Source organism: Xylanibacter rodentium (genome assembly GCF_013166575.1).
GTDB classification, from domain to species: domain Bacteria; phylum Bacteroidota; class Bacteroidia; order Bacteroidales; family Bacteroidaceae; genus Prevotella; species Prevotella rodentium.
Map to the genome: position 1 here is coordinate 166,547 of NZ_JABKKE010000001.1, position 26,878 is coordinate 193,424.

General features: G+C 46.0%; 17 protein-coding genes. 4 read left to right on the top strand and 13 right to left on the bottom strand.

Annotated elements, in window-relative coordinates:
* Positions 1-74 precede the first annotated feature (74 nt).
* Together HPS55_RS00685 and HPS55_RS00690 are read left to right on the top strand one after the other, a co-directional pair.
* Complete coding sequence (locus HPS55_RS00685) at positions 75-1,451, top strand: alkaline phosphatase (RefSeq protein WP_253945755.1); 1,377 nt, start codon at positions 75-77, stop codon at positions 1,449-1,451.
* Positions 1,452-1,570: 119 nt separating this feature from the next.
* Complete coding sequence (locus tag HPS55_RS00690; protein WP_172173568.1) at positions 1,571-3,073, top strand: glycoside hydrolase family 30 protein; 1,503 nt, start codon at positions 1,571-1,573, stop codon at positions 3,071-3,073.
* A gap of 205 nt (positions 3,074-3,278) precedes the next feature.
* On the opposite strand, the gene HPS55_RS00695 is transcribed toward HPS55_RS00690, so the two are convergent.
* A complete protein-coding gene (locus HPS55_RS00695; protein ID WP_253945756.1) occupies positions 3,279-6,692 on the bottom strand; it encodes a family 78 glycoside hydrolase catalytic domain in 3,414 nt (1,137 codons plus the stop codon).
* Entirely contained in the window at positions 6,689-9,106 is a 2,418-nt protein-coding gene (locus HPS55_RS00700) for a sugar-binding domain-containing protein (protein WP_172173571.1), read from the bottom strand. The genes HPS55_RS00695 and HPS55_RS00700 overlap by 4 nt, the downstream gene beginning before the upstream one ends.
* 354 nt (positions 9,107-9,460) lie before the next feature.
* Between HPS55_RS00700 and HPS55_RS00705 the strand changes: the two genes are divergently transcribed.
* Positions 9,461-10,174: a DNA alkylation repair protein gene (locus tag HPS55_RS00705; RefSeq protein WP_172324642.1), complete on the top strand. Its 714-nt coding sequence runs from the start codon at positions 9,461-9,463 to the stop codon at positions 10,172-10,174.
* A 48-nt stretch (positions 10,175-10,222) separates the two neighbouring features.
* Entirely contained in the window at positions 10,223-12,433 is a 2,211-nt protein-coding gene (locus HPS55_RS00710) for a Tex family protein (protein WP_172173574.1), read from the top strand.
* A gap of 154 nt (positions 12,434-12,587) precedes the next feature.
* Here HPS55_RS00710 and HPS55_RS00715 read toward each other — a convergent pair whose 3' ends face one another.
* The 11 genes from HPS55_RS00715 to HPS55_RS00765 form a co-directional block, all read right to left on the bottom strand.
* Positions 12,588-14,528 (bottom strand): NAD(+) synthase, encoded by a 1,941-nt coding sequence (locus tag HPS55_RS00715; protein WP_172173577.1) that lies wholly within the window; start codon positions 14,526-14,528, stop codon positions 12,588-12,590.
* A 7-nt stretch (positions 14,529-14,535) separates the two neighbouring features.
* The gene (locus HPS55_RS00720) at positions 14,536-15,618 is read right to left on the bottom strand and encodes a DUF2027 domain-containing protein (protein ID WP_172173580.1); all 1,083 of its coding nucleotides are present in this window, start codon (positions 15,616-15,618) and stop codon (positions 14,536-14,538) included.
* Positions 15,619-15,627: 9 nt separating this feature from the next.
* Positions 15,628-16,842, bottom strand: coding sequence for an S-adenosylmethionine:tRNA ribosyltransferase-isomerase (locus tag HPS55_RS00725; protein WP_172173583.1), 1,215 nt, complete (start codon positions 16,840-16,842; stop codon positions 15,628-15,630).
* Between the two features lie 14 nt (positions 16,843-16,856).
* Positions 16,857-17,555: a phosphatase PAP2 family protein gene (locus HPS55_RS00730; protein ID WP_172173586.1), complete on the bottom strand. Its 699-nt coding sequence runs from the start codon at positions 17,553-17,555 to the stop codon at positions 16,857-16,859.
* Between the two features lie 2 nt (positions 17,556-17,557).
* Positions 17,558-20,131, bottom strand: coding sequence for a BatD family protein (locus HPS55_RS00735; protein ID WP_172173589.1), 2,574 nt, complete (start codon positions 20,129-20,131; stop codon positions 17,558-17,560).
* Position 20,132: 1 nt separating this feature from the next.
* Positions 20,133-21,836: a VWA domain-containing protein gene (locus HPS55_RS00740; RefSeq protein ID WP_172173592.1), complete on the bottom strand. Its 1,704-nt coding sequence runs from the start codon at positions 21,834-21,836 to the stop codon at positions 20,133-20,135.
* 9 nt (positions 21,837-21,845) lie between these two features.
* Positions 21,846-22,844, bottom strand: a complete 999-nt coding sequence (locus HPS55_RS00745) for a vWA domain-containing protein (protein ID WP_172173595.1) — start codon at positions 22,842-22,844, stop codon at positions 21,846-21,848.
* A 73-nt stretch (positions 22,845-22,917) separates the two neighbouring features.
* A complete protein-coding gene (locus HPS55_RS00750) occupies positions 22,918-23,988 on the bottom strand; it encodes a BatD family protein (protein ID WP_172173597.1) in 1,071 nt (356 codons plus the stop codon).
* Position 23,989: 1 nt separating this feature from the next.
* A complete protein-coding gene (locus tag HPS55_RS00755; protein WP_172173600.1) occupies positions 23,990-24,859 on the bottom strand; it encodes a DUF58 domain-containing protein in 870 nt (289 codons plus the stop codon).
* Positions 24,859-25,854 (bottom strand): AAA family ATPase, encoded by a 996-nt coding sequence (locus tag HPS55_RS00760; RefSeq protein WP_172173603.1) that lies wholly within the window; start codon positions 25,852-25,854, stop codon positions 24,859-24,861. The genes HPS55_RS00755 and HPS55_RS00760 overlap by 1 nt, the downstream gene beginning before the upstream one ends.
* Positions 25,855-26,087: 233 nt before the next feature.
* On the bottom strand, positions 26,088-26,831 hold the full coding sequence (locus HPS55_RS00765; protein WP_172173606.1) for an RNA methyltransferase: 744 nt from the start codon (positions 26,829-26,831) through the stop codon (positions 26,088-26,090).
* Between the last annotated feature and the right edge of the window lie 47 nt (positions 26,832-26,878).

Below are 26,878 nucleotides of genomic sequence, written 5' to 3' on the forward strand. Positions count from 1 at the left end.
GGGACAAACAGACAAGAACAACAAATAAGATTCATATCATGCAAAAAAGGTTTTTATCATTATTAGCGGTCATAATGATTTCCATTATGACCATGGCCCAAAGCCAGGTGAAGTATGTGTTCTACTTCATAGGAGACGGTATGGGCGTGAATCAGGTCAACGTAACCGAAACCTACCTTGCCGCCCTGAAGGGACGCATAGGATTCGAGCCTATTCTCATGTCGAGCCTGCCAGTAGTGGGACTTGTCAACACCTATTCCGGAACAAACGGTGTGACCGACTCGGCCGCCGGAGGAACCGCACTGGCCACCGGCAGCAAGACAAAAAACGGTGCATTGGGACTGACTGTCGACCTGCAGAACGACGTGCAGAGCGTGGCGTCATGGGCCAAGGATACCGGTGCGGCCGTAGGAGTGGCAACGAGTGTGGCTGTAGACCATGCCACCCCGGCTGCTTTCTATGCCCACGTGCCCAAACGACAGATGTATTATGAGATAGGCAAGCAACTCATAGCCTCGGGATACGACTATTTCGGAGGGTCCGACTTTCACAAGGCCAATGAAAAGCCTGAGGAGGGAAGTCTGTACGAACAAGCAGCGAAAGCCGGCTACACCATTGCCAAGGGTTACAACGACTATATGAAGAAAGCCCGCACGGCCGGGAAAATGATTCTGTTGCAGAGCGACGAGGCAAACAGCAAGCTGGACCACGACCGGATTCCTTATGCCATAGACCGCAAGAAAGGCGACCTGACACTCGAAGAGATTACTCGCGCCGGCATCAACTTCCTGAGCAGGCAGCAGAAAAACGGATTTTTCCTGATGGTGGAAGGCGGAATGATCGACTATGCATGCCACCGCAACGACATCGGTACGGTAATCAACGAGGTTCTCGATATGGACAAGGCCATCAAGGTGGCATACGAATTCTACTCACAACATCCCGACGAGACAATCATCATCATATCCGCAGACCACGAAACGGGCGGACTCGTCATGGGCAAAGGGCCGTATGAGCTGCACACAGACCTGCTCCGTTTTCAGAAAATGTCCAAACCCGAATTTCAGCGGCATCTCAACGACCTGTACAAGAAACATCCAAAACGCTTCAACTGGACGCTTGTCGAGAAAGAGCTCAAGGCGCAATTCGGTTTCGGCGACGGCATCACACTGACCGACGAGCAGACTGCCAGACTGAAAAAACGCTGGACAGCCATCGAAGATGCCGTCAAAGACAACGGCAAGGTCAATGAGCGAATCAACGACTTGGGCGAAACGGCATGCCGGATTATATCGGAAGCCGCTATGATAAGCTGGGCAAGCGGCGGTCACAGCAACGGCTATGTGCCGATATATGCCATAGGTCCGGGCACAGAAGTGTTCCAAGGACGGATTGACAATATCGAGATAGCTCCCGCCATCGGCAAAATCACAGGATGGAAAAAGCAGTGACCTGTGGCCGGACAGCAGTCTGAACAGAGAGTATGGCACATTTATGTCACGCCTGACAAGTGACACGAATGTGCCATACGTAATATATAATGTATCAAGACATAACAAAACAATATTGCATGAATACAAAAAGACTACTGACTTCGCTGCTGCTTGTTGCAGCGGCAGGCGCCGGGGCACAGACCTTCACGGCATACACGAGCACCGACAGCCTGTTCTGGAAAAAATCGAAAGTGTCACTGCAGGGCAAGACCGCACGCACACCTGACATGACCGTCACGGCAAACACTGCCGGAAAAGACACCGGACACGTATTTCGCGCCTGGGGTACATGCTTCAACGAACTCGACTGGGACGCTCTCAACCTGCTCACACGCAAGGAGCAGGAGGAAGTGATGAGCCGTATTTTCGCTCCCGACGGAGACTTGAAGTTCACTCGCGGACGCATCTCGATGAATGCCAACGACTACAGTCGCTCATGGTACAGTTGTGACGACGTGGCCGGAGATTTCCAATTGCGCCATTTCAACATCGAACGGGACAAGCAAGGCATCATCCCGCTCATAAGGGCCGCACAGCGATACAACCCGAACATGACTTTCTGGGTTTCGCCGTGGAGTCCTCCGGCATGGATGAAAATAAATCAGGATTACTGTGTGGTGAGCAGCAAGTTCAACACTCAGGATGCAAGAAAGGATTATCTGCTCTTCGGAACCGTGGGAAAGATAGACGAGGACGAGGTGAAGATGGCCGGACAACAGCAGGGAAAGTTCCCGCGACAACTGGCCGCACAAAACTATTTCATACAAGACGAGCGCTATCTGAAGAGCTATGCCGACATGTTCTGCCGGTTCATCGACCTGTATGCCGAACAGAATGTGCCGATTGATATGGTGATGTATCAGAACGAGGCATACAGCTATACCCCCTATCCCGGATGTCCGTGGACTGCCGACGGCACCATACGCTTCAACCGCGACTACCTCGCACCGGCACTCCGCACCGCCCATCCCGACGTGAAACTGTATATAGGTACATTCAACACCAACCGTCTCGACTATGTTGAGAAGATTGTCGACGGTGTGAAAGGCCATGTGGACGGAGCCGGATTCCAATGGGAAGGCCGCGAAAATCTGGAAGCCATACGCCGGAAATATCCCGACATGCACCTCATATCGTCTGAAAGCGAATGCGGCAACGGAAGCATGAACTGGGCTGCGGGCGAACATACGTTCTTCCTGCTTGCCGACTACATCGGAAAAGGCTGCGACGAATACTTCATCTGGAACTTTATACTGACAGACAACGGCGAAAGTCCGTGGGGATGGCGGCAAAATGCTCTGATACAGGTGGACAGCAAGTCGCGCCGGCTGCGCTATACCCCCGAATACTATGCTGTGAAACACTTCTCGAACATGGTGGAACCGGGCAGCCGCATGGTAGCCTATGCCAAAGAGGACATGCGTAGGCCGGCCATCGTTTTCCGCACACCCGGCGGCAAACATATCGTCATTGCCGGAAATTTCACCGACGACACGCAACCGCTTACCGTCAGACTGCGCGGCAAATACCTCAACGTAACGCTGCAACCGCATTCGTTCAACACCTTTGCCGAACAGTAAATGCAAGACAGCTGCTTAAAAAAGGGGAATTGCCGATAGGATAATATAGATTGGCCTATTGAAAATGGAGAGTTGAAAATCATGATTACTCTTGTCAGTAAGATATGTAATGCGGTCACATCCGCACCGACAGACAAAGCCAATCATAATCCTCAACCCTCCATTTTCTATTGTCTTAAATCCAAACCGGTCGGCTACCGGTGATTCATTTTCTCTTTTTTATTTCAAAAACATATTTCCCCGAACCCAATTCGTATTCCATAATATCACCGTTCCGATGCCCGGACAAAGCCCGTGCGTCCGGCTTTATCCTGTCATCGGCAGAAATCGGTAGCATCAGCGTGGCCTTGGTATTGGCTGGAACGGTAAACTTATATACCGTTGTCCCATCGGGTTCTATCCGCCATCCGCTCTCTATGCGGCCGTACATCGAATCGTAATGGGCCGCGGCCGATGTGAGCCTGCCCGTAGAATCGGTAACGGGACGGAGGAAGAAATGATGGAAAGCGGGACTGGCTTCATCGGGAGATATGCCGGCAGAACGCTGCATCAGCCAGTCGAAGACACAACCGAAAGCGTAATGGTTGAACGAGTTCATACTGTTGTTGCGTCCGAAACCGTCTTCATGTGTGAAAGAGTTGAGCCTCTCCCATATCGTCGTGGCACCCTGCGTGACGGGATAGAGCCATGACGGGTAACCCGTATGCATCAGCAGACGGTATGCCTCGGCAGCATGCCCGTTGTCTGAAAGGGAATAGCATATCCACGGTGTGCCGACAAAACCCGTCATGAGCGAGTACGGCGGATACTTCTTGCCGGCATCGTCATATGACGGAGAGACAACAAGCCGTGCGAGATTGTCGGCAAAAGTCTGCCGGCAGACAGTGTCGATAACACCCAGGGCCAGCGGAACGGCATAGGAAGTATGGGTATCTATCGGCCGTCCGCGCTCAACGGAACCGATATATCCCGTCCAGGTAGAGACCCGCTTACCGGCATGTCCAGTACCGACGGTTCGCGATGTCAGGCTGTCGAGATAGTTGTTGTTGATGAACTCACGGCGCATTTTTCTCCATTTCGCATAGCGGCGTGCATCGTCGTCGAGACCAAGCAGGGCGGCCATCTTCTCCATAAGTCCGAGTTCGTAGACAAGATAACTGTCAAAGAGCAAAGTGTTGTCGTTCTGCCTGTTCTGCGGTCCGAGCCAGTCGCCGAGATCCTTCCATGTCGAGCTGCCTCGGAAATGGCCGTCGCCCTTGTCTATGTAACGCTCCATCACCATATCGATATAGCGCTTCATGGCTGGATAGTGCTCACGCACGGTCACCGTGTCGCCATAACGCAGATAGTTGTTCCATGGCAGAACGATGCCCGCACTCTGCCATAACGGACCGCCAAAACCGCCTCCGCCGGGGGCGATTGGAGGGAAAGCGCCATCTGGTTCTTGTGTGTCGCGCAGGGCACGGACATGGCGTTCGACGAATCTGTCGGCATCCCAAAGGAATGACATGGCCGGAACAAATACTGAAACGTCACCGCTCCATCCCATACGCTCGTTGCGCTGAGGGCAGTCGGTAGGCACGGAAAACACATTGCTCAATGTGGAATAACGGACATTGGTGACCAAGCGGTTGAGCAAAGTGTCGGAAGAATGATAACCGGCAGTAAAACCGTCTACCGAACTCAGCACCATACCGTGCACATCGTCTACAGGCAACGGACTGCCGATGCCCGTAAGTTCTACATAGCGATAGCCGTGATATGTGGAACGCGGAATGTATTCCTCCACACTGTCGCCACGGGATATATATATGTCTTGAGCCATGGCTGCACGTATGTTCTCAAGCATTGGCATACCGGCATTGCGGGCATAGGCGGGCAAGTCGGGATAAAGCACTTCGGCAAAGCGCATGACGACTTTCTGTCCACGGCGCAATCCGCGGAATACGATACGTGGCACACCGGCAAAATTCTGCCCCATGTCATAGACAAATACACCGGGACGCGGCTCTGTTACAGCCTGTGCGGTGAGTTCTTCGAAACATTTCACTTGACCGCCCAACTGCGGCACAAGTTCAAACCGGGAATAATCATCGGCTAATGGCCAATCACCGACAGGCTTATCGCTGACCGTTCCTTCGAGACAGACCTCCTTTGCCGGTGCCCAACTTGCAGCGTCATATCCTTCAAGCCCGAATCCGTCATACCCGACACGTGCGTCATAGACTTCGCCTTGGAACAGACTGCCACAACGTATCGGGCCGCTGTTGCTGCTCTGCCACTCTCCGGGTGACGTAACTACAGTCCGACAACTGCCGTCATCATACCATATGCGCAGACAGGCCAACAGTGACTGACGGTCGCCAAACCAGTTCCAACACGCCGGGTCAAAAGAAAATCCGCCACTCCACCATCCTTCGTTGAGCACCGCTCCTGCAACATTATTGCCTTCACGGAGCAGAGAGGTGACATCATATGTCTGATAGAAATGTGTCTTGTTGTACTGTGTAAGTCCGGGAGCGAAGAAACCGTCCCCAACGCGCTTACCGTTCAGACTGAAATCATAAATGCCGCGTGCCGTGACATAAAGTCTGGCTTTGCGCACTCCCTTTTCCACCGTAAAATCGCGGCGCAACATGAGTGCTCCCGTCTCGTGAGGACTGACAAGGCGCATGCCACTCACCGTACCGAAATCCATTGTGCAGAGTATGTTGTTCGGACTGCGATAATTCTCTATCCGGACATTGCGGAAAGTAGCTTCACAACCCTGCGGCAGACGATATCCGACGTCACCAACTACAGGAAAAGCGATGTAGTCGCCACCGTTGCCCATAGGGTTTATACCGACATGGCCTATCTCATGCCCGTCAATATCTATACGGGTATGTCCGGCAGCAGAGTGTATCAGCACATCATGAAAACGATTGATGTCAAAACCGGATGGCATGGCAAAAGATTTCAGCGGGAGTCCGGCTTTGTCTGACGGTTTGTAGCCCACACGATACAGACGCAGGCTGTCGGAAGCGAGCTGCACTTCAATATAGGAAGTTCCTCGCTCAGCAGCCATACCGAGAATATTGCGGTTGTTACTCATCAACCGGGTATCATTGGCACCGTAAAGAAACCCCACCCTGCCATCCTTTCCTCCTGACAAGGAGACAGAGAAACCAATGCGGAATACAGGCAGATATTGACAGTAGAAAGGAATATCACCACCGCCTATCCACCGGGCACCTCCCCAATCTGCCACCGCCGTCTCAAAAAATGACGAGGAAGAGGAACGGTTGCCACGCGAATCCCATACGGAAACGGTCCAGGTATAACGCGTCTCTGGCTGCAATGGTCTGCCGCCATAGACTATGTCTACGGAACGGTCTGAGGCAATACGGCCTGAATCCCAAACTACCATGCCACTTTCGTTGCAAACCACAATGCTATAGGCCTTCTGAATGATGTTATATCCGTCGGACGACATCTGCCATGAAAAACGCGGATGCATGGAACATACGGCCATAGGTTCACACTCATGTTCCACCACAAGACGCTCCACGCTCATCTTGGCATTACAAATCGCGGAAACATTAAGAGTCATGAAAAGAAGAATTAATATATGTTTCATTCGAATGTAAGTTTTATTGTCTTCCTGAGTTGTTTTCCATCTTTAACATCTGCCGTCACAATGACGGCAGACTTGCCACGCCGTCCGTTACTGCGCACAACAGCAAGAGCACGGCCCTTCCACGCACGATGGATATTGTCAAAGTACGGATCTTCGTCCTTTATGTCGGCATTGCCAAGAGCTTGAAGCATAGCCGCACCGGTAACATCTACCGTCAGCATATTATCGGCCACGGGCACAGTACGACCTTCGGCATCCAATATCTCGATGACAACAAATGAAAGGTCTTGACCGTCTGCCTTTATATGGCTGCGGTCGGGTGTCAACCGAACGGCGGCCGGCTCTCCGGCTGTTGCCAATGTCACCGTTTCACACACACTTCCGCCAGATATCCCCTCAGCTCTAAGAACGCCCGGACGGTACGGAACAGCGAACACTGCCTTCGTTTCCTTCACTTCTTTCTCACCCACGAGACGATTGTCCTGATACAGTTTTACCTTAGGATAGTGTGAATATACCTCGACATCGATATTGCGCCCTTCATGTCCCGGCCAATTCCAACTTTCAAACGTGGGCCATGTGCCCCACAGTGTTGTCTTTATCTGTCCGTGATAACCGTCAGGTTCTTTCACTGCAATGAACAGATGTTCGTCATTTTCGTTCCAAAGCATTGAACGGTAATGGCTTATAGGTTTGCGAAATCCGGTGAGATCAATATCTCCGCAATATGATGCGTGCCACGGATATAGCGGACGATGATAGTGCTCACCTTCCACATCACCTTCATAATACCAGCGTCCTATTCCCGACTCACCGATATAGTCCATGGCTGTCCAGACAAAATCACCTATTATATATGTATTGTCTTTTGCCTTACAGTAGTTCTTCCACGCATCGTTGGGATATGACTCGGTCTGCATCATCACCCGCGACGGAACTCGTTTGTGGTCGCTTTCCGACTTATGTATCATATAGTTATATCCGGTAATGTCATGTTCGGCAGCCAACGGGTCGTATATATCCCAGTCGTTGTCCCATGATGCCAATGCCGAAGTAACCGGGCGGGTCGGGTCAAGCCGGCGGCACAGACTGGCAAGTTTACGGGCTGTAGTCACCACTTCTATCTTTTTACGCTCTATCACCTCATTACCGATACTCCAGCAGAATACAGACGGATGGTTACGGTCGCGCAGTACCATGGCTTCCACGTCACTTTGCCACCAACGGTCGAAAAGAACATGATAGTCGTAATCATTCTTCTTGTCACGCCATCCGTCAAAAGCCTCGTCTATAACGAGCATACCCACCTCGTCGCAAGCATGCAGGAATGCTTCGGAAGGAACGTTGTGGGAAGTGCGCAGAGCATTGAATCCGGCTTTCTTGAGCTGTTCCACACGGTAACGCTCGGCACGGTCGAAAGCTGCCGCTCCCAATATGCCATTGTCATGATGGACGCAACCACCGTTGAGCAGTATGGACTCGCCGTTAAGCAGCAAACCGCTGTCAGCAGACCATGCAATGGTACGAAACCCGAACCTTTCCTCCACCTCGTCTATTATACGGCCGTTTTCCTTTACAACTATGCGGGCTGTATAGAGATTGGGGGACGATGGCGACCACGGTTTTGCATCGGGCAAACGGATAGTGTGTCTTACCGTAACAGGCTCACCACCGGTCTTCACGCTGCAATTCTCACTTACTGCAACTCCCTCTATATATGCTGTCACCTCAAGCATTCGTTCTTTCAAGTCTCCGCCATCCATGCCGTCATCGTCAGCCTTTGGTTTTTCCTTCGTCACAACAGCATCACTGACAATAGAGGTGGATATTACTGCCGTATTAAGGTCGGGAGTGACTATATGCACACCATGGTTTGCCACATGGGTTTGCCCTGTCTCTATCAACCAAACATTACGGTAAATACCCGAACCGCTATACCATCGGCAATTCTTCTGTTGGGAATTGTCCACTTTCACGGCTACAGTATTCCTGCCTTTATGCACATAAGGCGTTACATCGACAAAGAACGACGAATATCCGTAGGGGTATCCTCCCGCATGATGACCGTTGACATAGACTTCCGCATTCATATATACACCCTCGAAATACAGTTGCATCTTCCTGCCGGATGTTGATGTAGAAATGTCAAATGTCTTACGATACCACCCTATTCCCGTTGGCAGATATCCGCCATCATTACCGGCCGGTGCGTTTCTGTCAAACTTTTCACGTATGCTCCAATCGTGTGGAAGAGTGAGTCTGGACCAGTCTCGGCTGTCAAACCCAGGATTCTTTGCTTCCGATATATCGGCAAGCATAAAGCACCAGTTGTCGTTGAACAATCGTCTCCTTGTACCGGACAATATGGTGAGAGACACTATAAAAAACAAAGACAACAAAAACAATTTCCTCATAATCAGTTAGTTTGTAAGTTATTAGGTTTGTTCCACAAAATTAAATATAAATTATCAAAGACTATAAAATATCTGTCAATTTAGAGTTTTTTAATCATACCATCTTTGGTAAGCAACCATAAAGACACTGAATTCAATGACACACAAAACATACTGTTTTCTTTATAGATACGTATAAAGGAAGATTGATACTTGCCCAAGGCTTGGTTTTACATGCGACATAAGTCCGACACACGGTCTGGTATATTATTCTCTCCTTAACAACCCCTTACAACATTACTATTCAGACTTTTATTCGATTTTATGATAAAAAGCTCGTAGTTCTCAGCTTTTTGTCGTATATTTGCCAATGTTATGAATACATCAGAACATATCATCAGCGATTTGCGGGCTGTAGCCATTGAAGAAAAACGCCAAGGCATGGCCCGCTTTTTCAAGACAGGCAAAGGAGAATATGGCGAAGGAGACATATTTCTCGGTGTCACAGTTCCATGCGTCAGACGTGTTGCCAAGGCCCACATATCGACTCCACTCGAAGAGCTCCACCATCTGATGATTTCCGAATATCACGAAGCAAGACTGTGCGCCCTGCTGATAATGGTGATGAAATGCGAACATGCAAATGAATGTATCCACAAAGAAATACTTGATTTCTATCTTAAGTATACAAAGTATATAAACAATTGGGACCTTGTTGACCTATCAGCACCTGTCATCGTCGGCAATTATCTGGCCGACAAGCCCCGAGACCTGATTTACAAGTTGGCCGACAGTCATCTGCTATGGGAGAACCGCATAGCCATTGTTTCCACAATGGCACTGATACGACGCGGCGACACCGATGATATCTATGCGTTGGCCGTAAAGATGATGGGCCACCGGCATGACCTGATACGCAAAGCCATAGGATGGATGCTGCGAGAAGCCGGAAAACACGATCATAAACGTCTGTATGACTTTGTGGAAGCCAACCGTAACCGGATGCCTCGTACGATGTTGCGCTATGCCATAGAGAAATTTACGGATGAGGAACGGAAATATCTTATGAAGAAACAGGCCCGCATATAGGAAACTATAGCATAACGAAAAAGACAAAGATTTATTCAAAATACAATAATGGACAACAGTATTCTCACTCCGCTTATATCTGATGAGCTTTCACTTCCGGAATCCGGCATATCAAATACTTTACAGCTGTTGGCCGACGGATGCACAATACCATTCATCAGCCGCTACCGCAAAGAGCGCACTGGAGGGCTTGACGAGGTACAGATAGCTGCCATCAGCGAAATGAACGACAGACTGAATGAAACAGCCAGACGCAAAGATACTATCATAAAGACAATCACAGAACAAGGAAAAATGACCGGCGAACTGAAGTTGCGTATAGACCGATGCTGGAACGCTACAGAGTTGGAAGACATATATCTTCCATATAAGCCGAAACGGCGGACAAGGGCACAAGTGGCACGTGAGCAAGGATTGGAACCGTTGTCGGTTATAATCATCATGCAACGCGAGCAAAATCCGAAAGAAGCGGCACGACGTTTTGTCAATGGCGAAGTGAAAGACGTGGATACTGCAATAAAGGGAGCTCAGGATATCATTGCCGAAACGGTGAGCGAAGACGAACAGGCACGCCGCCGTATACGCGACATTTTCCATCGTGAAGCAGTGATAACATCTAAAGTGATTAAGACAAAAGCCGACACCGATGAGGCAGCAAAATATTCCGATTACTTTGACTTTTCAGAACCGTTGCGTCGCTGCTCGTCTCACAGATTGCTGGCCATGCGTCGTGGCGAAGCCGAAGGGATTTTACGCGTGAATATATCAGCCGATGACGACGAATGCACTGAGAAACTTAAAAGGATATTCGTAAAAGGAAGCGGATACTGCGGAAAGCTCATTGCCGAATCTGTGGAAGACGGCTATAAGCGACTGCTCAAACCGAGTATTGAAAACGAGTTTGCTTCACTAAGCAAAGAAAAAGCAGACAATGAAGCCATCAACGTATTTGCAGAGAATCTGCGCCAACTGCTTCTATCGGCTCCACTTGGACAAAAGCGAGTAATGGGCATTGACCCGGGATTTCGCACCGGATGCAAGATTGTATGCCTTGATGCACAAGGCAACCTCTTACATCACGAAGCGATATTCCCACACCCACCAGTGTCAAAACGTGAGCAAGCCATGGCACAGATAACAAGCATGCTCGAAAAATATGACATTGAGGCTATCGCTATTGGTAACGGAACGGCAAGCAGAGAGACAAAAGATTTTGTGGAAAAAACACTTGAAAAAGGCTCGTCGCCATCGCAAAGCACTCAACAACAGTATGCTCAAAAATCCGTTTCATCCACTTCTAATCATAAGTTTGCAAGCATAAAAATATTCGTAGTAAGCGAAGACGGTGCATCGGTATACTCTGCATCGAAGACTGCACGTGAAGAGTTCCCGGACAAAGACGTTACCGTACGCGGTGCCGTATCTATAGGACGCAGACTTATGGACCCTTTGGCAGAACTGGTAAAGATTGATCCGAAGAGCATCGGTGTAGGACAATACCAACACGATGTCGACCAAACAAAACTGAAAAAGAGCCTTGACCACACAGTGGAAAGTTGTGTAAACTCAGTGGGCGTGAATCTAAACACGGCAAGTAGCCATCTGCTGACATACGTGAGCGGTCTTGGCCCGACACTGGCCGGCAACATCGTTGAATACAGACGTGAAAAAGGTCCATTCACCAGCAGGGCACAATTGAAGAAAGTACCGAGACTCGGGCCGACTGCATACGAACAATGTGCCGGATTCCTGCGTATACCTGGAGCCTCGAATCCGCTTGACAACAGTGCCGTTCATCCGGAGAGTTATAAGATTGTGGAGCAAATGGCAGAGGACTGCGGATGTTCAGTCAAGGAACTTATTGCTTCTGCTGAAAAACGAAAGTCCATAAAAATAAAACATTATGTCACGGATAAAGTGGGATTGCCAACATTGAACGACATCATGCAGGAACTGGAAAAACCGGGACGAGACCCACGTGAACAGATCGAGGAATTTGAATTTGACCCGAACGTAACATCTGTAGACAATCTGACCGAAGGCATGGTACTGCCTGGCATTGTTACCAACATTACCAATTTTGGAGCTTTCATAGATATCGGTGTTCATCAAGACGGACTTGTTCACATATCTCAACTGACCAACCACTATGTTGCAGACCCGACACAAATAGTACATTTGCATCAGCATGTGAAAGTAAAGGTGATGGAGGTAGACAGGAAACGAAACAGAATATCACTGACAATGAAAGATGTATGAAAGTCCCAATATACGAATCTCTTGCATACTATGAATATTCATATTGATTATGATATACTATATTGAGTGATTGCCATGGAAAAAATAAGAGTCCGATAAATTGGAAATATATCTCATCTCCAATTTATCGGACTCTTATTTCAATATGGACCTTTCAAAGTTCCTCGCATTCCTTCATCCATATTGCACTTGACGCGTCGCTTGGCATGCGCCAGTCACCACGCGGACTTAGACTGACACTGCCCACCTTGGGGCCATCCGGCAAACAAGAACGCTTGAACTGCTGATTGAAAAAGCGGCGACAGAAAATCTTGAGCCAATATTTTATTGTTTCACCATCATACCGCCCTGCCTCTGCATGAGTACCATTAAAGGCATGTTCGGCAAGCATATATATCTTAGACGGCCGGAAACCGAACCTCAGGAAATAATAAAGGAAAAAGTCATGCAGTTCATAAGGTCCTACAAGGTCTTCTGTCTTCTGCTTTATATCCCCATGCTCATCCGCAGGAATCAGTTCCGGACTTATCGGAGTATCGATAATATCCAACAAAGTCGCTTTTGATAAAGAATCAACATCAGTGATGGCAATGTATTTTACAAGATAGCGTATGAGGGTTTTGGGCACTCCCCCGTTCACTCCATACATCGACATGTGATCACCGTTATATGTGGCCCAACCGAGAGCAAGCTCGCTAAGATCGCCTGTTCCGATGACAAGCGCATCCGTCTTGTTTGCCAAATCCATAAGTATCTGAGTGCGTTCACGGGCCTGGCTGTTCTCATATGTCACATCGTGAATGTTAACATCATGATCTATATCTTCAAAATGCTGCAACACACTCTTTGTTATGCTTATTTCCCGCGATGTCACTCCAAGCGATGCCATCAAGTTGGTGGCATTGTTGTGGGTGCGATTTGTTGTGCCAAAACCAGGCATAGTAACACCGATTATTCCGCGACGACAAAGTTTCAAACGGTCGAAAGCACGTACACAAACCAACAGTGCCAATGTAGAGTCAAGCCCTCCACTTATCCCCACAACCACTTTAGAACTATTTGTATGAGAAAGACGCTTCATCAATCCTGCCGTCTGTATATTGAGTATTTCCTCACATGTTTCCGTCATTTCGTCACTTGAGGGGATAAACGGCCAAGGATTTATATCACGCATCAGACGGAAATCCTTACTGTCGACCGGCTTTGTATCTACAATCTCGGCCGATGCTTTACGTTGGGAATTGATGAATGTGGTATTCATTCGACGCTCCGCACGAAGCAATTCTATATCAATCTGAGAGATCTGCAACTGCGGAGTTATCGAGAAACGTTTTCCTTCACACAGCATCTTGCCATTCTCGAATATCATAGCATTGCCGCCGTATACCACATCCTGAGTGCTCTCACCATATCCGCATCCGGAATATACATAACCGCTCATAGTGCGCGCACTCTGCTGTGCAAGCAGAGATTTCAAATAATAATGCTTACCTGCTATCTCATTGCTTGCCGAAAGATTGAATATTATATCAGCACCGGCAAGAGCAAGATTGTTACTCGGTGGAATTGGGGACCACACATCCTCACATATCTCAACACCAAAGCACACCCCACTCATTGTTCTGAATATTTTAGGATTTGAGGATAATGTGACTGGACTGCCGGCTAGATATACTACAGTGTCACGCAAATCTTGTGCCGATGCAAACCAACGTTTCTCATAAAATTCGTTGTAATTAGGAAGATATGTTTTCGGAACAATACCAATTATACCTCCATGTTGTATCACCACTGCACAATTGAGCAGTATGTCACCGGCTACAACCGGAATGCCCGCTATTACGATTATATCAAGCATGCGTGTAAAATCGATAAGTTGCACAAGTGCATCTTCCATCTTATCAAGCAAAAGTTGCTCGCGGAAAAGGTCTTGACAAGAATATCCTGTCAAGCCAAGTTCAGGAAAACAGATTATCTCAACTCCCTTGCCTTCTGCTTGCGCAATAAGACTTTCCATTTCGCGAACGTTATAGTCCGTATCAGCAACTTTTACAGCCGGAACAGCAGCTGCCACCGTTATGAATCCGTATTTCATCGTATGCTTATTTTATTGTTACCTGAGTGGCACCATATCCATACTCACGGAAAGAAGCATCTTGATAAGTATAATTCTTAAAACGATAACGCAACTCATTGACTATGGCATGTCGTAACACTCCTTCTCCTTTGCCGTGAATGAAAACTATCTTCTTGCCTTTCTTCTTCTCATAATCTTTAAGAGTCTTACGGAATATATCCAACTGATAATTCAGTATATCGGCTGGAGACATTCCTGAAACGGTATCAAGCAACTCATCGGCATGCAGGTCCACTACAACAGGTGCATTCTTGTCTTCCGTCTTAGGATGCCTATTAGCCGAAGACACCAACATATCATCAGCTTTTGCCTTGTTCATAATCTCTTTTTTCAATTTATCCGGGTCTACGACAAGCGGTCTTACTTCTTTATCGTTCTCGACAAGTGTATATATCAAAGCCGGTTGTTCAAAGAAAGCACTCTCACGGAATGTATGCAATTTATAGAACTTAACAATATCCAAACGCAACTGTACGTCGACCGCCGGCTTCAGTATAAAACTTTTATCACGTTTGTAAGACATAATCTGTACACAGATACGCTCCATATTGTTAAGGTCGTCACGTCCAAACTCTTCGACAAATAGTTTGGTGTTAGGTTCTACCTCATATGTAGCACGAAAATGCCAGTTGGCACCTTCGGCTGTCATATATGCAAACCGCATATAATAATTGCTGTCATTCACGAAATAAGTCTCAAAGCGTGTTGACGTAATCTCCTTTACATCAACCGGCACAAATGCCAGATATGCGCCCAATTTATCTCCCCCTTTGCGTTCTTCTGCCATAGGCTTGAACGTAACAGGACGTTCCGCCGGATCATAATCTTCGTCATCATCAGGTATGGATTTTACTTTCGGCTGTGTCTTATTCTCTATAATACGTGATGTGCTGTAATCGTCATTGTCTACTATTACAACATCAGTTATGGATGTCGGAATTTGGAAACCGTCGGCATCTTCTACCAAAACAATATCCTTACCTTGGAAGCCGGCTACAACACCACCCCCAACATCACTGAGAAAACGTACTTTATCCCCTATCTTCATAATTCTTTTTTAAGGTATTAACAATGAACTGTCGCCATAACTCAGGAATCTGAAGTCATGAGCAAGAGCGTAATCATATATGCGTCGCCAATCACCTTTTACAAAAGCGCTCACAAGCAGCAGTAAAGTACTTTGAGGCTGATGGAAATTGGTGACAAGCATCTTTACTATTTTATATTCATATCCTGGAACAATGATTATCTGTGTACTTGAATGAAGAGATTTATTTCCGTTACGATCAAGATAATCCAGTAATATTTTAAGAGACTCAAGCGGAGTTATATCAGCCTTAGTCTCATAAGGTTCCCACTGCCCTACATGAAGTTGTTCCTCTGTAAGATTAGGATTTCCATATAGGCGCAATCCCATATAATAAAGACTCTCTAGAGTACGCACGCTGGTAGTACCCACAGCTATGGCCGAAGCATCATGACTTATAAGTTTCTCAAGTGTTTTTCGGCATACACAGATATATTCTGTATGCATCTCATGTCCTTTTATTTCCTCACTCTTCACCGGCTTGAATGTTCCTGCACCAACATGCAGTGTCAACTCCTCGCGGTCAATACCAACCGCATCAAGTTCCATAAGCACATTGTTGGTAAAGTGAAGTCCGGCTGTCGGAGCGGCTACACTACCCTTTATCTTTGAATATACCGTCTGATACGTACTCTTGTCACTTTCCTGTGTTTCCCTATTGAGATATGGAGGAATTGGCAACTCTCCCATGGCATCTAGTATATCCGCAAATGTAACATCGTTATCGTCCCAACTGAAAACTACACGATGGCTTGTCTTCTCCTCACCAACATGAACTGCTGTCAATGTAACGTGTCTGCCACATACATCAAATTCGCGCTGCAACGCTCCCTCTTTCCATTTCTTAAGATTACCGATTAGACAAAGCCATGTACATTCTTTTCTGCACTGAAACATCTGTTCATAATCTGCAGGAACAGCCGGCTCTAAAATAAATATCTCTATGAGAGCACCTGTTGTTTTGCGAAAGTGCATGCGTGCCTGTATGACTTTCGTGTTATTGAATACCATCAGTGCACCAGAAGGGAGATAATTCTTGATATTATAGAATATGTCTTCTGTCACATTGCCATGGTTGTAAACGAGAAGTTTGGACTGGTCACGATTGGTTTTAGGAAACTTTGCAATCTGGCTATCCGCCAAATTATAGTTATAATCACTGATATGTATATGTTTGGGATCCATTTTTTCTTTATTTGTTATAACAATACCAGACAAGCTCGTATAAGTGTATAGACAAATGTCAAGAATAAAACATTTATCACTACATCTATATCTATAAGCTGATAACCTGTTGAGGTATATTGAGATGATATGAATTTCATTCCTGCAGATATTCGGACATTGATTTTGTAATATACATAGTATACAGATAAACCTACCAATCCACCCCAAATAAGCCCACAGAGAATATCACCCGGAAAATGTACTCCAAGATACATGCGTGTCCAACAATTAATCAAAGACCATAGAACAAGCAAAAAAGACAGAATGCCATTGCGCACAAGAAGACTGAAAAAGACGGCAATACTGAATGTGTTTGCGGCATGTGCCGAGAAAAAGCCGTATCTGCCACCACGATATCCGTCGACAACATCCACTGACATTCCTATCTGCAAATCATGTGTAGGGCGTAGACGGGCAACTGCAGGTTTAACGATAGAATCATCTACAGTTCCGGCCAACACGACGCATAATGCCGCACAACCCACAATCAGCAATATTTGCTTCATACTTTCATTGTTTCGCAACACAAGAAAAAATAACGCCAAATAAAGCGGTATCCATGTTGCAGCTGTAGTCAGCGCGACAGCAAGCCCATCAATAAACAACGACTCACTGCCATTAACAGCTAAAAGCAACTGTTTGTCAATCTGTATCAATGATGACCAATCCATTATTATATTATTTCTATCTGTGATGATTCTATCCAGCCTTCCTTACCGTCGGCTATCCTTATCTCTTTCCAGTCATGCATTGAACCGTCTGTTATCTCAACCTTGGTACCTTCATGGAGTATAAACAGATCTGTACCGCTCTTTGCCGGAGTGCTCTTTATCGATGCTGAAGATGATATGATGATGGCACCGGTGCGATTATTAAAAACTTTCTTCTGTTGGTATGCAAATATGTTCGATACAATGAAGACAACTATAAATGCCAATCCGCAGAAAAAGCCGAGTTTACGCAACAACAATATATTAGCAAAGAGATACATAAGAGACAGGACTATTGCCAATCCAAGAGATATCAATGCCGTGCGTGCCCATCCGTCAACACTCATCATATTGACAACAGAACGATACCATATAATGAAAAACATCTCCGTCTCAGGTGTTATCTTGTCTATTGTCTTTCCACGTGCCATCTGCAAATTGAAACGTATGTCCTTGTCACCAGGAGACAATAGCAAAGCACGTTCGTAATTAAGGACAGCACGTGTAATGTTATCCGTGCGGTAATAGGCATTTCCGAGATTATAGTACAGGTCGGCACTAACACCTTTTCCCAGCAACTCCTCATAATCCTTTATGGCCTGCACATAGTTCTGCTTTGCATATGCACTGTCCGCATTCTCCTTTGTAACAGCAAATGACGATAGCGGAACTGATACTGTCATTGCAAACAATATGACTGCCATCAAAGGCAACAGTCGTTTCTTCTTTTTCATCACATCTTCGATATCCATTATAGCAGTCATTGCAGCCTCAAAAGTCTTGCTCATATTTCCTTTTATATCTCCGGGAGCATAACGTTCAAATTCGCATTCATCTATGGCCTGCATAAATTGATTTATTATTTCTTCGCTCACACTATATTCTGCAAGACATTGACTGATGTTCTCACGAGATATCTGCGTCACCGGCATGTTAAGTTTGTCACCGACATATCCCCAAAGTGTACGAAGCACTTCATCGTAAAAGTCTGTTTGATTGCCGTTGTCCATCATTTTCTTAGCTCTCTTCAAACGCTTTGTTGCCACTTTATTGGCTTTCTTACCTCGTTGTTTAACAATATTGGCATTGTCGATAGCGCGATGACGGAATATGACAAACATGGATATGAATATCAACATCAGCACAACAAGCGAAATCCAATATGACAGCGACCCAAAAAAGAATTCACCTACGGTTTTGACTTTTGTTTCACCGGTTTTGATATATCTGATGTCTGTATTAAGCTGCTTCAATTCCTCCTGACTTACATAGCTGCCACTGCCTGTACCGTTACCTGTCCCCTTTGCAACATTGACAATAAACGGCTGTGTCTTCAATGTCTTGTAACTGTTGGTCTTTGTATCGTAATAGACAAACTCTACAGCCGGTATTTCATATTTACCCGCATGACGTGGAATTGCAAGACAGTCGTAAACCATACTACCCTCAACTCCTGCGGCTGTAAGTCTTGTCTTATCGGTTATCTTGGCATCATACTTGTCAAAGTCTTTAGGAAATTCTACAACTGGAGCCTTTATGAGTTTCAAGTTACCGGTTCCACTCACTATCACACGCAACGTTATAGGTTCGTTAGCCCTTACTTCCTGTTTGTCAAGTTGTGACGTAATATTGAACTGCCCCACTCCACCAGAAAAATCAGCAGGACGTGTTGGCAATGGATCTACTTGAATAGTAAGTGCTGGCGCCTTTATGCTATGTTTGACCTCTACATATCCGGAACCTCCATTAAAGAAAGCTTCAAAAGGATCTACATTGCGGTTCTGCTGCACGACCATGCCATTGAATGTAAGAGCGGGTATCTCTATCTTGCCTGTCTTCTGCGGAAACATCACATATTGCCTTATTGTTACAGTCTTGTAAGGACGCCCGTTTATGGTTTCCACCTTAAAACTTTTTTGCTGCGGCAAGTCTATTTCCTGAGTATACACTCCATTCAAATCAGGCATCTTACCGTCTATTTGGGTAAGATTAACCAATGTACAAACCTTATATGTAAGCAATATCGGCTCCTGTTCGTGAACGCGCTGTTTGCTGGCAGTGACTTTTATAAACAAGTCTGATCCGGATATACGCGAACCAGCCTCACGCATTTGTCCATGTCCGGCACCGTATTGTGACTGCCTGTTGCTACTTTGCGAAGCGGCATATACACGAATGCGCAGCGAATTGGATGTCATGTTCTTACCACCCACTGATATGTTCGCAGCAGGAATATTATATTGCCCTTCCTTGTTGGCACATAATATGTACGTATAAGTTATGGATGATGAAGAACTGGTGTGTCCGTTTATCATCTGAAAACTTTGCTGCTGCGACGTGCTTGGTCCCATAAGAACCTCCAAAGCCGCCGGAATACTACCTATGCGGAAATTGCTTACGTTCTGAGAATTTATAGTGTATGTCAACCTAAACTGTTCTCCGACAGTCACTTCCGTCGGAGCTTCGGCTACAAATTTCTGCGCTTTCACTGCTATAGTGACAACGCACAACATCAATACTATATACAACCTCTTCATATCACCAGTTTTTCTGTAACTTACGAGAACCAGGCTGTTGCATGGCTTTATTCATGCGCTGCTGAGTGTTCTTCTCCTGCTGCATGGCTGCATTAAGCAACTGCTCAGCATTGTCCTTGCTCATTTTGTCGTTCTTGTTTTCCTTTTTCTCTGGTTTGTCGTTCTTCTGCTTGTCGTCTTTCTTTTCTTCTTTATCTTTCTGCTTATCTTTGTCGTTGTTCTTTTTGTCGTTATTATCGTTGTCTTTCTTATTATTCTCATTCATCTTCTGCAGATGCTTGCAGAGAGCAAGATTGTAACGCGTCTCATCGTCATTTGGATTCATACGCAGTGCCTCTTTATACTGTTCGATTGCATCATCATACATTTTCAAATTCTGACAAATCCAGCCCATATTATGATAAACTTTTGCCTTACGCAAGGGATTTGTCTCCAGTCGTGCCGCAGCCTGAAACTGACTGACAGCCGCCGAATCTTTTTTCTGTGCCAAAAGCACCCTGCCAAGATTATACACTGCCTGCGGATTGCGCGGATTGCGTTCCACAGCCTTGCGATACGACACTTCCGCCCTCTCATAATCACCGGCATGAAACTGTTTGTTGCCGTCGCGCACATACTGACGGTCAGTCTGAGCCATTACCGACAACGACATTACCGTCAGGACAGCCAAAACTGTCACTTTCCTGGAACCGAAAAGCTTGACATCTCTCAGTAAGGGATTCTTACTTTCAAGCAGACACACCTCAATAATCAACAAAAGCAAAATGATAATGGTCAATGCAGGAAACTGTTCATCGTAGTCACTGTAAATATTGGATGAAATCTCTTTTTTCGCCAATTTGTCCAACTCTTTATCAAGCAGTTCCTGAGCGTTAACATTGTTGTCCACATGAATATATGCCCCGCCACCGGCAGAAGCCAATTGTCTGCACATGTCTTCATTGAGCACAGAGACCACCGTATTTCCCGTATTGTCCTTCATATAGTCGTGTGAACCTGACACTGGAACGGGTGCACCACCAGACGAACCTACGCCAAGCACATATACTCTCATGCCTTTCCTCTTCGCAGCTTCTGCCGCCTCCACAGCCCTGCCCTCGTGATCTTCACCGTCAGTTATCAGTATTATGGCCTTTCCAACTCCTTCTTGTTGAGTAAAACTATGGGATGCAAGGTCTATCGCGGCAGCAATATCCGTACCCTGACTTGCCATCATTGACGGATCTATACTGCTGAGAAACATCTTGGCCGACACATAATCGCTCGTTATCGGCAACTGAACAAAGGCATCACCGGCAAAGACGATGAGTCCAATCTTGTCATCGACAAACTTGTCAACAAGATTCTCAACCATCATCTTACTCCTGTCAAGACGACTCGGAGTGATATCCTCGGCACGCATTGAGTTGCTTATGTCCATAGCAATGACAGTCTCTATGCCAACACGTTTCTCCGTGCTTATCTTTGTGCCCATCTGAGGACGTGCGATCATAACAATAATAAATGCCAGTGCTGTCAACAATATGCAGAACTTGCATATAGGTCTCAATTTGGAAACATCGGGCATAAGCTGTCTCAGAAGAGCAATGTCTCCTAATTTTTTCAATTTCTGCTTACGGACACGCAACATGGCAAAATAAATCAGTGCCAATACGGGTATCAGCACCAACGAATATAACCATTCAGGATCTTCAAATCTAAACATATAATCTCTCTATGGTATTCTTCTAAATACTACTACTCTCAACAGTATCTCCAACAGCAGCGCCACTGCAGCAGCAATAGCAAACGGTTGGTATACATCATACTTCTTACTGTATTTCTTGACATTGAGTTTCGACTTCTCCAGCTTGTCTATCTCCTTGTATATCCGTTTCAGCTCTGCTGTGTTTGTGGCACGGTAGAAGTCACCATTGGTAGCCGACGCAATCTCACCAAGTGTCTTGGTGTCTACCTCGACAGGCATGTTGACATATTGAATACTACCTCCAACTTGCATGGGATATGGAGCTGACTTGTCCGTACCAACAGCCACAGTATACACACGTATGCCCATGCTATTTGCAATGTCAGCGGCTGTCAGTGGAGAAATGTCCCCCATATTGTTGCTTCCATCGGTAAGAAGTATCACTACCTTGCTCTTTGACTTTGAATCTTTCAGTCGACTCACGGCATTGGCCAGTCCCATGCCAATGGCCGTTCCATCCTGTATGAGTCCTCGCGCAGCGATATCCGTCCGCACATTCTGCAACAAATTGAGCAACGAAGCGTGGTCGACAGTCATAGGACACTGTGTGAACGCCTCTCCGGCAAATATCGTAAGACCGATATTGTCATTGGGGCGTCCAGCTATAAACTCTGCTGCCACCTGTTTGGCAGCCTCAATCCTATTTGGTTTCAAGTCTTCGGCAAGCATACTTGTCGACACGTCCATTGCCAGCATTATATCAATACCATCTATCCACTTGTCTTTCCACGAATTGCTTGTCTGCGGTCTTGCCAAAACAATTACCAAAAGCACGAAAGCCACAATCCTGAGCAACGGTACCACCGGCATAAGCCTCACTTTCCAACTGACGGAAACATAGCGGAACGCAAACGTATCGCTCATCCGCATAGTAGGTTCGCTTTTCTTTCTGTACATCAGATACCATACAATGTACGGTACTATCAGCAACAACAGAAACAGACATTCTTTATTGGCAAATTCCATTTTCTTTCGTTTTGTTCAGTATCTTACACTTCCAGAACTATCCGGAATGAAAAAATATAAGCAACTTTTATTATCATCCCACCAATTGCCAAATGCAGTAGAGTATCCAAACAAACAGGGCTATACACACGGCTGCAACAATACCGATGGCTATCTTCAGTACCCTGCGCATCTTCACCGACAGCTTTTCATCTTCAGTAAGATATGGCTTAACTATCTCTTCCGAAGGCTGATTTTCAACCTTTGTAGAGTTGATGAATTCTATTGCACTGACAAGATTTTTATCGTTTTCGTTTATCAGTGTCGAATACTTGGCAAACTTTACTAAATCGGCAGTATTGAAGAGTTCTTTAAGTTCTTCGATGGCAGCCCTGTCATGAGATGCCATAAGCCGCTCTATTATCTCTCCGCTCGTCATCTCCATGGCATTAAAACCATATCGCTCACGGATATATTTGCGCAGCGTATCTGTAAGTTTGGTGTAGTATTCTTTCTGATTTTCCGATTGTACCATCCTATCTGCCTTTATCAACTCTATCTCTTTCATGGCTTTCTGATGGGGCAACAGACGCTTCACAACCTTAATACTGATGTTGATAGGCTTGTTGGCCCTGAACTGCAAATACAGGAGAAAAAACATTACAATGAATAAAAGCATCAATAGGCTCATCCAAAAAATCATACTCCAGTCACTCCAAAGGAAAGGATTGTCCTGCACATCTTTAGGGTCGAAAAACTGGTCGACATTGGTAGTATCTACCTCTACGCCTAGCACCTTCATCGCCAAGCTCTTGCTCTTATATACCTTTCCGTCTACTTTCACCTTGAATGGAGGCAGATAGTAAAGCTGCTCGTCAAACGATGTAAGCGTATAGACCCTGTTGCGTGCCGACAAACCGTTATCCAAAATCTTTGTCTCCGCCTCAACACAACCAAGCACCTCCACTCCCGGAATTATTATTTCCTTCGGTTTGAACGCTGGCATATCCACCTTTGACGACTCTTTTGCCGTCACTGTCAGTGTCACGTGCACCTGCTCACCAATAAACATCTCTATTGAGTCAATACGCGCTTCTACCGAAACTTGAGCTATAGCAGGAATTACACTAACAGTCAATATTATAGCCAATAATATCTTTCTCATTCTAACTTCTCTGTTTGAATAATATCAGCAGTGACTTCACATAGTCTTCGTCAGTAGCAATGGATATACTGTCTACATTGTTCTTATTGAATACGTCCTGCAACGCAGTCTGACGCTTTATCCAATAATCTCTATGAGCCTGACGTATCTTTCGACTGCTTGTGTCTATATACTGCTCATGTCCTGTCTCTGCGTCAACCACCTTCATCAGTCCCACATCGGGCAATTCAGCAGCACACTTGTCATATACCTGAACGGCCACCACATCATGTTTTCTACTACAGATGGTGAGAGGGGATAAAAAGTCGGTACGAGTATAGAAATCACTGAGCATAAAAACTGTACATCGCCGTTTCATGACGTTGGAAAGAAACTCCAACGGCTCGTTAAGGTCTGTGCGCCTACTCTCGGCATGGAAATCCAAAAGTTCACGTATTATATAAAGTATATGTTTTCGACCCTTCTTTGGCGGGATATACTTCTCAATCTTATCAGAAAAGAATACCACACCGATTTTGTCATTGTTCTGTATTGCACTGAAAGCAAGGGTAGCAGCTATTTCGGCTACCATCTCAGATTTCATCTGTCGATGTGTACCGAAATCAAGCGAGCCGCTGACGTCAATAAGCAGCATCACCGTCAGTTCACGTTCCTCCTCAAACACCTTGATATACGGACGGTGAAATCGTGCCGTGACATTCCAATCAATGTCACGGACATCGTCACCGAACTGATATTCACGAACTTCGCTGAACGCCATACCCCTACCTTTGAAAGCAGAATGATACTGCCCGGCAAAGATATTAGCACTCAGTTTGCGTGTCTTTATCTCGATGGTTCTTACTTTCTTTATGATATCCTGAGTATCCATCAAGGAACTTCAACCTTATTTATTATCTTACTTACAATTTCCTCGCTTGTGACGCTGCTTGCCTCTGCCTCGTAAGTGATGCCTATGCGATGACGCAGTACGTCGTGAGCCACGGCACGCACATCTTCCGGGACCACATATCCACGACGCTTCACAAAAGCGTATGCACGTGAGGCCTTGGCCAGATTTATGCTGGCACGCGGGCTACCGCCAAACGAAATCATCGCTTTAAGTTCTTTCAGACCATAGCGGTCGGGATAGCGTGTTGCGAAAACAATGTCGGCTATATATTGCTCTATCTTCTCATCGATATAAACTTCACGAACCACCGAACGGGCTTTCTGTATATCCTCGGCCGTTGTCACAGGCCTGACTTCAGGCAGACTGCCAGCAAGATTTTCGCGTATGATACGCTTTTCTTCGTCCAAGGTTGGATAATCAATTACCACTTTCAGCATAAAACGGTCCATCTGTGCCTCTGGCAGCGGATATGTTCCTTCCTGCTCTACCGGATTCTGGGTTGCCATAACAAGGAAAGGATTGGGTAGACTAAATGTCTCGGTACCTATCGTCACTTGTTTTTCTTGCATAGCCTCAAGCAATGCACTCTGTACTTTTGCCGGAGCACGGTTGATTTCATCTGCCAATACGAAATTGGCAAATACCGGTCCTTTCTTTACCAGAAACTTCTCATCTTTCTGCGAATATATCATCGTTCCGATGACATCGGCAGGAAGAAGATCGGGAGTGAACTGTATACGACTGTAATCCGAATCTATCAGCTGTGACAATGTCTTGATAGCCAAGGTTTTGGCCAGTCCAGGAACACCCTCTAACAGAATGTGTCCGTCACTGAGCATGCCTATTAGCAAAGATTCCACCAAATGTTTTTGTCCGACGATGACCCGATCCATGCCGGTAATAAGATTTGTTACAAAAGAGCTCTGTTGTTCTATCCGCATATTTAGTTCGCGGATATCAATAGCTTCTGCCATAAGAATATTATTTTATTTTAACGTTAATCACAATTATGAAATTAGGTGCAAAAATACGGAATAAATAACTGAAATGTGAATATCAGAACCTAAATAATACTAAAAAACGCGTCAAATACATATATTTTAAGAAACTTTTTGATTGAATAAAAATGTATGCCCACAGTAAAGCCCATACGGATACAAAGTCGGAAGTCCGAGGCATATCGCAATATGAAATGCATAAAAAATGATTAAGCCCTCCTGAACTCAGAACATACTATAGCAGTAGCTATAGCCACATTCAGACTTTCGGCCGTATCACCAGAAGCAAAATTCGGTATAAACAGGCGGTCGGTAATGCGTTCACGTACAGCCGGTGAAATTCCGTTGCCCTCATTGCCCATAACGATAATACCTGATGCGGAAAGCCGTCTGCCGTAAATGTTTTCGCCATCGAGCAGCGTACCGTAGACAGGAACGTGGCTAGATATACTGTCAAGCCAGGACGGCAAATCAGTATATACCACATTGACACGGGCAATACTTCCCATTGTAGCCTGAACCACCTTTGGATTGTAGATATCGGCAGTATCGTGACTGCACACTATTGTCTTGATTCCAAACCAGTCGGCTACTCGTATTATAGTACCGAGATTTCCCGGGTCCTGCACACCGTCAAGGACAATACACAATTGGTCACCGATAGTGTCGGCACCGATGTCACCGGCATCCGATGTCGGGAAAAGAGCCACTACCTGCTGCGGTGTCTTCATAAAACTCACCTTGTGCAACTCTTCGTCAGTAACACGTATCATTCTGCCGTCATATTTCGTCTGCGGCGCCCAGTCGTCCGTGGCTATTATCAGTTGTGGCTTCACCCTCCGCATTAGGTCGCCTACCACCTTATAGCCTTCGGCCACGAAGAGTTTCTCTTTGAGTCTATTCTTTTTTGTTTCAAGAGAATGTACCAGTTTTATCACATTCTTACTCAACATAATATCACGCTATTTGTAAAAAAGTCGTTCATATATACGGCAAATTT